The following is a 12,701-nucleotide window of genomic DNA, read 5'->3' as shown; positions in this document are numbered from 1 at the left end:
GCCGCCTTCGTGCAGGCTGGCGATGACGCGTGCGCAGTCGCGTTGGCGGGCGTCCTCGAAATCCGCGGTGTAGAGCGTCAACATGCCCGGATTCTTTTCCTTTCGCATTTCTGGATAACATTATTCAAAAATGGCTTGCAAGCGGTATCAAGCCGTGTACTCTCCGCGTAAGGAATCTTGGCGATCGGCCGCAACATGATTACTCCCGGTCTGGTCGACATGCAGGTCAATGGCTTCGCCGGCGTCGATTTCAACTCGGGGACCCTGACGGCGGCGGAACTCGACGAAGCGCTGGAGGCCCTCCTGGCGTGCGGCGTGACAGCGTGCCTGCCGACGATCATCACGGCAAGGCCGGACGAATTGTCGGCGCGGTTCAGCGCTCTCGACAAGGCTGTCTCCGAAAGCCGCCTCGGTCCCCTCATGTGCCCCGGCTATCATCTGGAAGGTCCGTTCCTCAATCCCGCCCCGGGTTATTCCGGATGCCATCCCGCCTCGGCGATGACCGCTGCGGATCCTGCGCTCATTGAGCGCCTGCAGTCGCTGCTCAAGCGCCCGATCCTTTTGACGACGCTGGCACCCGAAGTGGAAGGTGGCATTGCTTTCATTAGGGCCATGAACCGGCACAACATCCTTGTTTCGATCGGCCACTCGGCTTGCGGTTTTGAGCTCGTAGCGCAGGCCGCGGCGGCTGGCGCTGTCCTTTCCACCCATCTCGGCAACGGGCTGCCGCAAACCTTGCCGAAACTGGACAATACCCTGTTTGCCCAACTGGCCGAAGACCGTCTCGCCGCGACATTCATCGCCGACGGGATTCACGTTCCGCCAGGCGCGTTGAAATCGCTGGTCCGGGCAAAAGGGCTGGACCGGTCGGTCCTGGTTACCGATGCCGTTTCGGCGGCCGGTGCGCCGCACGGATCTTACGAATTTGCCGGAATGCGGGTCGAGAGCCGCGCCGATGGCTCGGTCCGCGTTCCTGGCGGCATCGGGCTCGCCGGGTCGGCGCTGCGACTGGACGACGCCGTGCGCAACCTGGTGCGCTGGGGCATTGCCGGTTTCGCACAGGCTGTCGATATGGCCTCGGCAAATGTGATGGCGCTGCTGCAGCCGGTGCTGGACGCGCATGGCCTTCGCGTGCCCGCCAGCGAGATCGAGTGGGCGCCGGACATGACCATCACCCGTGCGCGCGTCGGAGAAGAAGAACGCGAATACGACCGGCAAACGACAAAATGGGAAGGAAGACAACCATGACTGCTCGTGAACTCAAGGTGAATCGCCGCACCATCCTTGGCGGCATTGGCGGTACATTCCTCGCCGGCACGACGCGGGCCTGGGCGCAATCACCCAAACTGCCGGCATCGCCGGTCGTCATCTCGGTGATGGACGTGGGCGGCGCGCTGGCGCTTTCGCAGCCGGCCTTCGAAAACTACGCCAAGAAATATCCCGAGCGCACCGAACGCATCGTCTTCACCAAGGCACCGGTGACCGAGCTGGCCGGAAAGCTGCGCGCGCAGCAGGAAGCCAACCGCGTCGATATCGACATGGTGCTGACCGGGTCCGACGGTCTGGCGGCAGGCCTAGCCAACGGCACGTGGATCAAGATTCTGCCTGATTTCAACGACAAGTTCCCCAAAATCGAGGACAATTACGAACCGGCCGCACTGGCCCTGCACAAGAAGCAGGGCGCGGGATATGGCATTGTCGTCAACTACTATCCTTCCGGCCCGCTGATCGAATACGCGCCTGAGCGGGTGAAGGAGGTTCCCGGCTCGGTAGAGGCGCTGCTAGCCTGGGCCAAGGCCCATCCGGGCCGCTTCATGTATGCGCGGCCCACCAATTCCGGCCCCGGCCGTACATTCATGATGGGTCTCCCCTACCTGCTCGGCGACAAGGATCCGCAGGATCCCGTCGACGGCTGGGAGAAGACCTGGGCCTATCTGGCAGAGATCGGCCAGTATATCGACTATTATCCCGCCGGCACCGGCGTCACCATGAAGGAATTCGGGGAAGGCAGCCGCGACATCATCATTTCGACCACGGGATGGGACATCAATCCGCGCGCCCTCGGCATCGTGCCGGAATCGGCAAGGATCGGCACGCTCAAGGGCTTCCATTGGGTTTCGGACGCCTTTTTCATGTGCGTTCCGAAAGGCATTTCCGACGACAAGCTCGCCGTGGTGCTTGATCTGATGGCATTTTTGCTTACGCCCGAAGCGCAGGCTTATTCCTACGATGAGGGCTATCTCTACCCCGGCCCGGCGGTGAAGAACGTGCCTGTCTCCATGGCGCCGCAGCACAGCCAGGACATCGTCAAACGTTTCGGCAGGGACGAGTATGCCAGCCTCATCGCCGACAACCCGATCGAACTGCCGCTGCCGCCGGAAAAGATGATCGCCGCCTTCCGAAAGTGGGACGAATTGGTCGGCGCAAAGAAATCCTGATGCTTCGCCAAAGGCCGGCCGCGTCGAGGGGCTGGCGCTAGGATAGTGCAGCATGCCAGGCACCGGCCTGACGCGGCCTGTCCGCGACGGGACCTTCAGCGCAGCGGGGCGTCATTTGTGTTGCATTCGATACTAATAGACTAATATATCATTCGTCTGGGAGAGCCGGGATGAAAGTGCGGAGATGCCGCTCTTTCAAGGAGATAAATGAGGAGGACGACGATGTTCACGATTTCACGCCGCCAGGCGCTCGGCGGATTGGCCGGGTTTGCAGCGCTGCCCTTTGGCAGGTCATTCGCCGACGAGCTTGCCCTGCCCACTTCGCCGGTGGCGCTCAACATCATTGATGTCGCGGGCAATCTGCAGCTTACCCAGGCGGCAATCGAGAAATTCGGCAAGGAAAATCCGGGGCTCGTCTCCAAGATCACGTTCTCGCGCGCGCCGTCCCCCGAACTGCCGGCCAAGCTCGCCGCGCAGCAGGCGGCCAACCGGGTCGACATCGACCTGGTGCTGACGGGGCCGGGTGCCATGTCGGACGGCATCACCCAGGGCCTGTGGATCGACGTGTGGACGAAATACCCCACTGTGCTGCCCAAGGCTGAGGACGTCTATCTCGACAGCGCCTTGATGATGCAGAAGAACTTCGGCCAGAACGAAGGCGTCGCCGTCGTCTATTCGCCGTCGGGCCCACTCTTCGAATATGCGCCGGACAGGATCAAGACCATCCCCAGGAACACCGACGAACTGCTGGCGTGGGTGAAGGCCAATCCCGGCAAATTCTGCTATGCGCGGCCGGTCAATTCGGGACCGGGCTGGACCTTCCTGATGGCCATGCCCTACATCCTCGGCGACAAGAATCCTTCCGATCCCATCAATGGCTGGGAGAAGACCTGGGCCTATCTGAAGGCGCTGGATGAAGGCATCGATTACTATCCCTCGGGCACCACGGTGACGATGAAGGAGCTGGCCGAGGGCACCCGCGACATGATCGTTTCCACCTTCGGCTGGGACATCAACCCGCGTGTGTTGGGCATCGTGCCGAAGGAGATCGAGACGTTTGCGCTCGAAGGCACGCATTGGGTGCCCGATACGCAGTTCATGTGCATTCCCAAGGGCGTCGCGGAGGAAAAGGTCGCGGTTCTGGTCAAGCTCATGGCCTTCATGCTCGAACCCGCGCAGCAGGCCTATACCTACGACAAGGGCTATTTCTATCCCGGTCCGGCGGTCAAGGGGGTACCACTCAGCGCCGCGCCGCAGGAAAGCCAGGACGCCATCGCAGAGTTCGGCCGCCCACAATATGAAGAGCTGATCAGGAAGTTCCCGGTCGAAGCGCCGTTAAAGCCGGAAGCACTGGTCGCCGCCTTCGAGAAATGGGACCGCGAGGTCGGTGCCAACAAGATGAAATAGCGGACCAATGCGATTTGCCGTGATCGGCATCGATCATCGTCACGTCTATGACCTGATCGGTGGGCTTCTGGATGCCGGCGCCGAGTGCGCCGGCTACGATCCCGCGACGACCGATCCCAAGGTTGCCGCCGGCATCGCCGAGCGTTTTCCACGGATCGCGCCGGTCGAACGACGGCGCCTGATCGAGGATCCCGCCATCGACCTCGTCGTTACCGCGGCTGTCCCCTCCGACCGGGCCGCCATTGCCGTCGAGGCCATGTGGCATGGCAAGGACGTGCTTGCGGACAAGCCCGGCCTGACCACGTTCGAGCAGCTTGCCGCCGTGCGGCAGACCGTGCGTGAGACGGGACGCATCTTTTCGATCTGCTTTTCGGAGCGCCTCCTGACCCGAGCCTCGACGCTGGCGACGCAACTGGCGATGGACGGCGCCATCGGCGAGGTCATCCATGTGACGGGCCTGGGGCCGCACCGGCTCAACCGTGCGCTACGCCCGGCGTGGTTTTTCGATCCCGTGAATTACGGCGGCATCCTGGTCGATATCGCCTCGCACCAAATTGATCAGTTCCTGTTCTATACTGGCTGCGCCGACGCGAATGTCGTTTCAAGTGCGGTCGGCCATTTTGGCGCTCCTGACATTCCAGCATTCCAGGATTTCGGCGACATCCTCCTGCGGGGAGACAAAGCGAGCGGCTATATCCGCGTCGACTGGTTCACCGCCGACGGGCTGCCGACCTGGGGGGATGGACGGCTCATCCTGCTCGGCACCAAGGGCACGATCGAACTTAGGAAATATGTCGACATAGCCGGCAAACCTGGCACGGACCACGTATTCCTCGTCGATGGCCAGGGCACGCGCCATTTCGATGCGTCGGGCGAAAAGATATCCTATTTCGAGCGCCTGCTTGCCGACATGTGCGAGCGTACCGAAACGGCGATGACGCAGGAGCATGTCTTCACGGTCTGCCGGCTGGCGCTCGAGGCGCAGGCGGCGGCGGTCGTCGTGACGGGGCAGGAAAGGAACGCGCGATGAGCAGGCTACGTGTCGCCATGATCGGCTTGGGTCCGGCGGCGTTGCCGCATGCGAAGAGCCTCGTCGATCTTGCTGGCAGGATCGAGGTGAAATGGGCGGCCAGCCGCAGCCAGGCGACGGCAGAAGCCTTTGCCGACCAGTTTTCCTTTCCCGTGACGACCGATATTGCGGCCGCGATTGCCGATCCCGAGGTTCAGGCGGTGCTGGTGCTGACGCCGGCCAACGCACATCTGGCGGTGGCCGAACTGGCCCTTGCCGCCGGCAAGCACGTGCTTGTCGAAAAGCCGCTCGAAACGACGCTGGCGCGCGCCGAGAAGCTGGTCACGCTGGCCCGCGGGGCCGGCCTGCGCCTCGGCGTCGTCCTGCAGCACCGTTTCCGGCCGGCCAGCCTGCGGCTGCGCCAGGTGCTGGCTTCCGGCGCCATCGGCACGGTGGAGGCGGCCAGCCTTCGGGTTCCGTGGTGGCGGCCGCAGGCCTACTACGACACCGGCGGCCGCGGCAGCTTCGCGCGGGACGGGGGCGGCGTGCTGTTGTCGCAGGCCATCCACGCCATCGACCTTTTCCGCTCTCTGCTGGGAGAGGTAGAGGTGCTGGCTTCGCAGGTGCGGACGACCGGCCTGCACCGGATGGAGGCTGAGGATTACGTCACCGCCCTGATGCGGCTCGGCAACGGCTCACCGGCCTCGCTGCTCGCCACGACGGCGGCCTATCCGGGCTCGCCTGAAACCATGGAGATTGTCGGCTCGCTCGGCACGGCCACGCTGACCGGCGGGGCGCTGAGCGTCGACTGGCTCGACGGGCGCGAAGAGCGCGTCGAGGCGGAGGGGAAGACAGGCAGCGGCGCAGCCATCATGGACTTCCCCCATGACGCGCATCGTGCGCTGATAGACGATTTCGCCGATGCGATTTCGCAAGACCGCGATCCGGTCGTGACGGGTGAGGAGGCGCTCCAGACACAGCGCTTGATCGCAGCTCTCATCCGTGCGGATCCGGCCAGCAACCAACCCGTATAAGAGCGCTTCCTTTGAACCTCGAACGCTCCAGGATTCCTGGAGAGAGTGGCTTTCCGCCGCCATCATGCGGCGGAAAGAAAAGCCTGTTTCAGGCGGAGGCGGGCTGCTGCTTTGCCCGCGCTACAATCTGCGTCGGATTGACGAAGCGCAATGCGATCAGCAGCCAGACCAGCGTCGTTATCATATACACCACCGCCATCGCGTCGATCGACTGCACCGCGCGAACGCCCGAGGCGAAGACCGAATAGTACAGCGCCACGACGAGCGTCTGGCTGGTCGGCCCGGCTGTCAGGAAGGTCAGTTCGAACATGCCGATGGTACGCACCAGCACCAGCAGCAGCGCCGCCAAGATGCCCGGCATCAGCATCGGCAGCAGAACATGGAGAAAGAGCTGGAACGTGTTGGCGCCGAAGACACGCGCGGCCGCCTCGATCTTGGGATCGATCTGCTCGATGAAGGGGATCATCACCAGGATGACGAAAGGAACCGTCGGCACGAGATTGGCCAGCACCACGCCCCAGAAGGTGCCACCGACCCCCGATTGGTAGAGCACGGTAGCCAGCGGAATGCCGAAGGTGATCGGCGGGACCAGAAGCGGCAGCAGGAACAGAAGCATGACCAGCTTCTTGCCGGGAAAATCGCGCCGCGCCAGCGCATAGGCCGCCGTCACGCCGAGCAGGCCTGAAAGCGCGACCACGGTGAAGGCGATCTGGAAGGTTACGATCAGGATATCGTGGAGCTGGAACTCCGCCCAGGCGGCGAAATACCAGCGGGTGGTGAAGCCGGCAGGAATCCATGTGCCCAGCCAGCGCGTGCCGAAGGACGACAGGATGACCGTGGCAATCATCGCCGCGAGGTTGAGTACGAAGAAACCCACCACCACCCAGATGGCGGTGATCCAGAGCTTGGCGGCGATGGTTGTGTCGCGGATCATGTCAGCCCTTTCCGCCTGCGGTGCTGCCCCGATAGAACAGGTTGCGCAGCATCAGGATGGCGACGACGATGACCAACTGCACACCGGCCATGATCATCGCGATTGCCGAGGCCATCGAGTAGTCATATTGCTCGAAGGCGGCCTGGTAGGCCGCAATCGAGATGACCCGGGTCGGCCCGGCCGGCGCACCGAGCAGAACCGCCGACGGAAAGACGGCAAAGGCCTGGACGAATGAAAGCAGGAAGGCGATGGCCAGGCCGGGGATCAGCAGCGGCAGGAACACATAGCGGAACCGCTGCCAGGAGCGCGCGCCGTGGGTCGCCGCTGCCTGTTCCAGTGCCGGATCGATGCCTGTCACATAGGAGAGCGTCAAAAGGAACGTGAACGGGAAACCGGTGATGATCAGCGACGCGAAAACACCCCAGTAATTGTTGGTGAGTTTCACGGGACTGCTGATGATGCCGAACAACATCAGCGTGCGGCTGAACCAGCCCTGCGGTCCCAGATAGTTGAGCAGGCCTTCCGCCACCAGCACCGTGCCGAGCGTTACCGGCAGCACGAGGATGGTGGTCAGCATACGCTGGTGCGTCATCAGGCGAACGCGAAAGGCGATGGGCAGCGCCAGCGCCAGGCTGATAACGGTGACCGGCACCGCCAGCCACAGCGTTGTGGCAATGGTGTTGTAAAGGAACGGGTCGGAGAAGAAACGCTGGTAGTTGGCGAGGAGCCCCCCTTCCTTCGGCTGGAAGGACAGGAGCAGGCCGTAGACAAAGGGATAGACGAAGATCGCCAGCGTAAACAAGGCGGCCGGAAGCACCAGAAGGGTGACGCCGTCGATCCCGTGCAAGGCCAGCCGCTGGCGCAGGGAAGGAGAGGGCGTATGATCGAGCGTCGACATCGCCGTCCTCAGGCCGCGTAGATCAGGGCGTGGGCAGAATCGATCGAGAGCGAAACCGTGTTCCCGACCGACGCGGCCTGGCTGGCATGGAAGATCAGCTCGAGGCCGCCCTCGGTGCGTGCCGTGCCGACGAATTCCCGGCCGCGATACTCGATGGTTTCGACCTTCGCATCAAGCGTCCCGATGCCCTTGTCGCTCACGGTGACATCGTCCGGCCTGGCGGCGATCACGGCTTGCGCGCCAACCGCGAGATCGTCGCGCAGCCTGCCCGAAAGGCTGACGCCGCCGACTTCGACCATGGCAATGTCGCCGTCGCGCCGGGTGACCTTGCCGGTTAGCCGGTTGCGGTAACCCATGAATTCGGCGACGTCGAGATGGTCCGGGCTCTCATAGAGGTCCCGCGGAGCGCCGACCTGCCGGATTCGGCCATCGCGCAGCACGACTATGCGGTCGGCAAGCGACAAGGCCTCGTCCTGGTCATGCGTCACATAAAGGGTGGTGGCCCCGAGCTGGTTGTGGATGCGCCGGATTTCCGCACGCATCTCGATGCGCAATTTCGCGTCGAGGTTGGAGAGCGGCTCGTCCATCAGCACCAGCGGCGGCTCGATGACGATGGCGCGGGCGATGGCCACCCGCTGCTGCTGACCGCCTGACAGTTGACCCGGCAGCTTGTGGCCCTGCGTTTCCAGCCGCACCAGCCCCAGCGCCTCGTCGACGCGTTGCGTGATCTCGGCCTTGGGCGTGCCGCGCATCTTCAGGCCGAAGCCGATGTTGGCTTTGACGGTCATATGCGGGAACAGCGCATAGTTCTGGAAGACCATGCCGAAGCCGCGGTCTTCCGGCTTAAGCTGGTCGATGCGCTTGTCGTCGAGATAGATGCTGCCGCCCGTGGTGGAAAGCAGTCCGGCGATGCAGTTCAGTGCGGTCGACTTGCCGCAGCCCGAAGGTCCGAGCAGGGCGATGAATTCCCCCTTGCGCACGGTCAGCGAAACGTCACTCAGCGCGCTCATACTGCCGAATTTTCGACTCATATGATCGAGGCGGAGTTCGTCGAATTTCGACGAGGCGAGCAGCATCCGTTCGTAGCCCCATTGTTGTAGGCGAACCGGGCGGCATGCCCGGTTCCTATTATGCGCTGACAATCAAAGGTTTGTCATTTCGCGGTGGCGGCGACCTGTTCGTCCCAGATTCGGAATGCCGTGACCATCGAAGCTGGCTCCAGCGGCAGTTCGATCGGGTTGTTGGCGATCAGGTCGGCATATTCGGTGCGGCCGAATTCGGCGATCGCATCCTGGCTTTCCTGCGGCGCCATGTCGAGGGTGACATCCTTAACCGCCGGGCCCGGATAGAAATAGCCCTCGTCATAGGTATAGGCCTGCTGCTTAGGCGTCAGCAGGAATGCCATCAGGTCCTTGAGCACAGCCAGTTTTTCGTCGCTGACCCCTTTCGGCACGCACATGTAATGGGCGTCGGCGACCCAATGGAAGCCTTTCAGCGCCCCAACCTTGGCTTCCTTCGGCACGACGCCGAGAACGCGCGGGTTGATGTCCCAGCCAGTCGTCGACACCGTCATGTCGCGCGTGCCTTCGCCGAGTTCCTTCATCAGCGCACCGGTGCCGGTCGGATAATATTCGATGTATTTGTGCAGTTCCTTAAGATAGGCCCAGGTCTTGTCCCAGCCCTTGACCGGATCCTTCGGATCGCTGTCGCCGAGCAGATAGGGAAGACCCATCAGGAAGGTGCGGCCGGGGCCGGAATTGGCCGGGCGCGCATAGAGGAACCGGTTCGGATTTTCCTTGGCCCAGGCCAGAAGCTCCTCCGCCGTGGTCGGCGCCGTCTTGACCTTGTCGGGCATGTATTCGAGCAGCGGCCCGGACGGGTAGTAGGTGACGACGACGCCGTGGTCCTTGGCCAGCGTCTGCATGCGCGCTGCCGGCTCCTGATAGATATCGGCCAGCTTCGGCAAGGCGCCCGAATCGTCAGGAAGCAGCTTGACCCACAGGTCCATCTCGAGGCCTGCCGACAGCGCATCCGTTCCGGTAAGCACGAGGTCGATATCGACGCGGTTCGCCGCCTGCTGCGCCTTGATCTTGCCGGGAAGCTCGGGGGCGGGCGCCTTGGTGAAGACGATGTTCGAGATCAGTTCCGGCTTGGCCGTCTTGTAATTCTCGATCGCCTTCTGGGTTAGCGCCAGATTGCCGGCGACATCGACGATATTGATGGTGACGGGCGCGGTCGGCAGCTTGGCGGTCTGGGCAAACGCGCGCGCAACCGGAAGCGCCGCCATGCCGGCTAATCCGCCGACTGCCTGTCGCCGAGTGATCTTGATCATCTTCATCTCCTCCGCTGGTCCTGTCTTGTCCGGCAGGATTTCAATTTTGATATATTAATCTACCAGTCATCAAAAACAACCGCTTTCTGCTCCGTGCATGAACCGCTGCGCCAATCATGCCACGGTGGCTGCGGCGCCGTCGTTCAAAAGATCGGTCAATACGGTTCCCAGGCTTGCGAAATGGGCTCGGCCGGGAGATCGGTGCCGAGGACCTGCTTCAGCCGCAGGAAGACGGCGGCCAGTTGGGCAGCCAAGCCGATCTTTGCGGTCCGCGCGCCCGATCCCGGCCGGCAGGTCACCCAGGTCCGATTGGAAAGCCGCTGCGCCATGGTCAGAGCCTATAGGCTTTCTTGGCCAGGCGGTAGGCGAGATCGTGCGCCACTTCCTGCGCCTCGTCTTCGTCGAGCCGGTGGTCAGCCACCAATTCCGCGAGAAAATTGCAGTCGACGCGGCGCGCCATGTCGTGCCGCGCGGGGATCGAACAGAAGGCACGGGTGTCGTCGTTGAAGCCCACCGTGTTATAGAAGCCGGCTGTCTCCGTGGTAAGCTTGCGAAACCGGTACATGCCTTCGGGGCTGTCGAAAAACCACCAGGGCGGGCCGAGGCGCAATGCCGGATAATGTCCGGCAAGCGGCGCAAGCTCGCGCCCATAGGCCGTCTCGTCCAGTGTGAACAGGATCAATGTCAAGCGCGTGTCGTTGCCGAACGCGTCGAGGAGCGGCTTGAGGTCGTGGACATAATCGGTGCCGGTGGGAATGTCTGCGCCCTTGTCGAAGCCGAACTCGGCGAAAATCTGCGGGTTGTGGTTGCGGAAAGAGCCGGGATGGATTTGCATGACCAGGCCGTCCTCGACGCTCATGCGCGCCATTTCGGTCAGCATTTGCGCGCGGAACAGGTCGGCATCCTCGGGCGAAACATCGGCCTTCAGCACCCGGTTGAACAGGGCTGTTGCTTCCGCCTTCGACAGGTCGGTGGTGCGGGCATTCGGATGGCCGTGGTCGGTGGACGTCGCGCCGCGCTGCTTGAAATATGCACGGCGGATTCGGTGCGCCTCAAGATAGCCGGGATAGCTCGCCGGCGTTCCGGCCAACGCCAGGAACCGCTCCACCTCGGCATGGAAACCCTTGCGCGAAGGGTCGACGACGGCGTCTGGCCGGTAGGCTGGCACAACCCGGCCGTCCCATCCGGAAGCCTTGATCGCATCATGCGCGGCAAGCGCATCGGTGGCGGCGTCCGTCGTTGAGATGGCTTCGATGTTGAAACGCTTGTAGAGCGCGCGCGGGCGCATCTCTGGCCGCTCGAGCTGTTCGGCGATGCGGTCATAAAGAAGGTCGGCATTCTTCGCGCCGAGCCGCTCTTCGATTCCGAAGACCGTTGCCAGCGAATGCTCGAACCACAGCCGCGTCGGCGTGCCGCGGAAAAGGGCGTAGTTCTCGGCGAAGCGGCGCCAGATCTTGCGGGGATCGGTTTCGATCGGCCCCCCATCCAGCCGCGGGACGCCGAAATCTTCCATGCGCATTCCCTGGGAATAGAACATGCGCAAAATGTAGTGGTCGGGCTTGACGAACAGCGTGGCCGGATCCGGGAACGGCAGGTCATACGCATACCAATCCGGCTCGGTATGGCCGTGCGGGGAGATGATCGGCAAGGCACGCACGCCTTCATAGAGGCGCCTGGCGATGGAACGGACGGTAGGGTCAGGCGAAAAAAGCCTGTCGGGATGGAGCGGCATTGCAAAATCCTTGCGGTCGAGCCGCGAAAGCGGCGTTCGGAAGGGAGGGGCGATTGAATGCGCGCGATCATAATTTGGGATGAAGCGGCGTTCCGATATTGGCGAACAGTAAGGAATAATATATTAATATGTCAACTGATTGAAGATCGGGGATTGAGAAATGACATCAGCAAAGGCGCATGCGGGCATTGCGGGCTCCGACCGCGACGCCGCCCCCGTTCGAACGAAGATGCGTCGGCCGGGCATCGTGCGTACGACGGCTGCGTCCGCAGTCTACCGCGAACTGCACGAGGCGATCGTATCCATGCAGCTTAAGCCCGGCAACGCCTTGAATGAAAAGGTGCTGACCGAGCGTTTCGGTGTCAGCCGCACGCCGGTGCGCGAGGCGTTGATTCGCCTGGTCGAAGACGGGCTGGTCAATATCTATCCTCAGTCGGGAACCTTCGTCGCGCCGATACCGATCTCGCTCATTCCCGAAACCGTCGTCATCCGTAAGGCGCTGGAAGGCGCCACGGTCGAAAAGGCCGCGCAATGCGCAAACGGCAACGATGTGGGAAAGCTCGACGACATATTGGCGCGGCAGCGGTTCCTTGCCGAACGACAGGACATGAACGGCTTTCACGAGGCCGACGAGGCCTTTCACGAGGCGATTGCCGGAATAGCCAGCTATTCCGGCATCTGGAACTATCTGAAGCCGGTCAAGGTGCAGATCGACCGGGCGCGACGCATGACGCTGCCCGCGCTCGGCCGCATGGACCATGTGATTGGCGAGCATACGGTCATCCGCAACGCTATAGCGGCGCATGACGTTAAGGCTGCCTGCGAGGCCATGCGAATCCATCTGGGCGCTGTCATTCCCGATGTCGAGCAACTGCGCGACGCCTACCCCGACTGGTTTATTTGAGCCGACCAGCCCT

At 62.7% G+C, this 12,701-nt stretch carries 12 protein-coding genes; 6 read left to right on the top strand and 6 right to left on the bottom strand.

Translation table 11 applies throughout. The features are described from left to right. Positions 1 to 195 precede the first annotated feature (195 nt). The 5 genes from FJ949_RS20000 (at position 196) to FJ949_RS19980 (ending at position 5,888) form a co-directional block, all read left to right on the top strand. Positions 196 to 1,248 carry an N-acetylglucosamine-6-phosphate deacetylase gene (locus FJ949_RS20000; RefSeq protein ID WP_140498473.1) on the top strand — a complete coding sequence of 351 codons (1,053 nt, stop codon included), beginning with the start codon at positions 196 to 198 and terminating at the stop codon, positions 1,246 to 1,248. Next, positions 1,245 to 2,438 (top strand): extracellular solute-binding protein, encoded by a 1,194-nt coding sequence (locus FJ949_RS19995; RefSeq protein WP_140498472.1) that lies wholly within the window; start codon positions 1,245 to 1,247, stop codon positions 2,436 to 2,438. The genes FJ949_RS20000 and FJ949_RS19995 overlap by 4 nt, the downstream gene beginning before the upstream one ends. 222 nt (positions 2,439 to 2,660) lie before the next feature. Continuing rightward, entirely contained in the window at positions 2,661 to 3,845 is a 1,185-nt protein-coding gene (locus FJ949_RS19990; protein WP_140498471.1) for an extracellular solute-binding protein, read from the top strand. 7 nt (positions 3,846 to 3,852) lie between these two features. Continuing rightward, positions 3,853 to 4,875 (top strand): Gfo/Idh/MocA family oxidoreductase, encoded by a 1,023-nt coding sequence (locus tag FJ949_RS19985; RefSeq protein ID WP_140498470.1) that lies wholly within the window; start codon positions 3,853 to 3,855, stop codon positions 4,873 to 4,875. Beyond that, positions 4,872 to 5,888, top strand: coding sequence for a Gfo/Idh/MocA family oxidoreductase (locus tag FJ949_RS19980; RefSeq protein ID WP_140498469.1), 1,017 nt, complete (start codon positions 4,872 to 4,874; stop codon positions 5,886 to 5,888). Before FJ949_RS19985 ends, FJ949_RS19980 begins: the two co-directional genes overlap by 4 nt. An 88-nt stretch (positions 5,889 to 5,976) precedes the next feature. Here the strand turns inward: FJ949_RS19980 and FJ949_RS19975 are convergent, their stop codons facing one another. From FJ949_RS19975 to uxaC, 6 genes are all read right to left on the bottom strand, one after another. Continuing rightward, positions 5,977 to 6,822, bottom strand: coding sequence for an ABC transporter permease subunit (locus FJ949_RS19975; RefSeq protein ID WP_140498468.1), 846 nt, complete (start codon positions 6,820 to 6,822; stop codon positions 5,977 to 5,979). A gap of 1 nt (position 6,823) precedes the next feature. After that, positions 6,824 to 7,720 carry a sugar ABC transporter permease gene (locus FJ949_RS19970; protein ID WP_140498467.1) on the bottom strand — a complete coding sequence of 299 codons (897 nt, stop codon included), beginning with the start codon at positions 7,718 to 7,720 and terminating at the stop codon, positions 6,824 to 6,826. 8 nt (positions 7,721 to 7,728) lie between these two features. Beyond that, a complete protein-coding gene (locus FJ949_RS19965; protein WP_140498466.1) occupies positions 7,729 to 8,796 on the bottom strand; it encodes an ABC transporter ATP-binding protein in 1,068 nt (355 codons plus the stop codon). Positions 8,797 to 8,873: 77 nt separating this feature from the next. After that, complete coding sequence (locus FJ949_RS19960) at positions 8,874 to 10,049, bottom strand: extracellular solute-binding protein (protein ID WP_140498552.1); 1,176 nt, start codon at positions 10,047 to 10,049, stop codon at positions 8,874 to 8,876. Positions 10,050 to 10,207: 158 nt separating this feature from the next. Then, a complete protein-coding gene (locus tag FJ949_RS30390; RefSeq protein ID WP_181167349.1) occupies positions 10,208 to 10,381 on the bottom strand; it encodes a hypothetical protein in 174 nt (57 codons plus the stop codon). 2 nt (positions 10,382 to 10,383) lie between these two features. After that, on the bottom strand, positions 10,384 to 11,784 hold the full coding sequence (gene uxaC, locus FJ949_RS19955; protein ID WP_140498465.1) for a glucuronate isomerase: 1,401 nt from the start codon (positions 11,782 to 11,784) through the stop codon (positions 10,384 to 10,386). A gap of 229 nt (positions 11,785 to 12,013) precedes the next feature. On the opposite strand from uxaC, the gene FJ949_RS19950 reads away from it, so the two are divergent. Beyond that, entirely contained in the window at positions 12,014 to 12,688 is a 675-nt protein-coding gene (locus FJ949_RS19950; protein ID WP_140498551.1) for a GntR family transcriptional regulator, read from the top strand. Positions 12,689 to 12,701: the final 13 nt, after the last annotated feature.

It is taken from the genome of Mesorhizobium sp. B2-4-1 (assembly GCF_006442185.1).
Lineage (GTDB): Bacteria > Pseudomonadota > Alphaproteobacteria > Rhizobiales > Rhizobiaceae > Mesorhizobium.
The sequence above is the reverse complement of the archived record's forward strand: the minus strand, read 5'-3'. Positions and strand labels throughout refer to the sequence as shown.

What these genes read in the sequence shown, in the direction of transcription:
- FJ949_RS20000 (WP_140498473.1), top strand. Translation starts at nt 196, where the DNA reads ATGATTACTCCCGGTCTGGTCGACATGCAGGTCAATGGCTTCGCCGGC.
- FJ949_RS19995 (WP_140498472.1), top strand. Translation starts at nt 1,245, where the DNA reads ATGACTGCTCGTGAACTCAAGGTGAATCGCCGCACCATCCTTGGCGGC.
- FJ949_RS19990 (WP_140498471.1), top strand. Translation starts at nt 2,661, where the DNA reads ATGTTCACGATTTCACGCCGCCAGGCGCTCGGCGGATTGGCCGGGTTT.
- FJ949_RS19985 (WP_140498470.1), top strand. Translation starts at nt 3,853, where the DNA reads ATGCGATTTGCCGTGATCGGCATCGATCATCGTCACGTCTATGACCTG.
- FJ949_RS19980 (WP_140498469.1), top strand. Translation starts at nt 4,872, where the DNA reads ATGAGCAGGCTACGTGTCGCCATGATCGGCTTGGGTCCGGCGGCGTTG.
- FJ949_RS19975 (WP_140498468.1), bottom strand. Translation starts at nt 6,822, where the DNA reads ATGATCCGCGACACAACCATCGCCGCCAAGCTCTGGATCACCGCCATC.
- FJ949_RS19970 (WP_140498467.1), bottom strand. Translation starts at nt 7,720, where the DNA reads ATGTCGACGCTCGATCATACGCCCTCTCCTTCCCTGCGCCAGCGGCTG.
- FJ949_RS19965 (WP_140498466.1), bottom strand. Translation starts at nt 8,796, where the DNA reads ATGCTGCTCGCCTCGTCGAAATTCGACGAACTCCGCCTCGATCATATG.
- FJ949_RS30390 (WP_181167349.1), bottom strand. Translation starts at nt 10,381, where the DNA reads ATGGCGCAGCGGCTTTCCAATCGGACCTGGGTGACCTGCCGGCCGGGA.
- uxaC (WP_140498465.1), bottom strand. Translation starts at nt 11,784, where the DNA reads ATGCCGCTCCATCCCGACAGGCTTTTTTCGCCTGACCCTACCGTCCGT.
- FJ949_RS19950 (WP_140498551.1), top strand. Translation starts at nt 12,014, where the DNA reads ATGCGTCGGCCGGGCATCGTGCGTACGACGGCTGCGTCCGCAGTCTAC.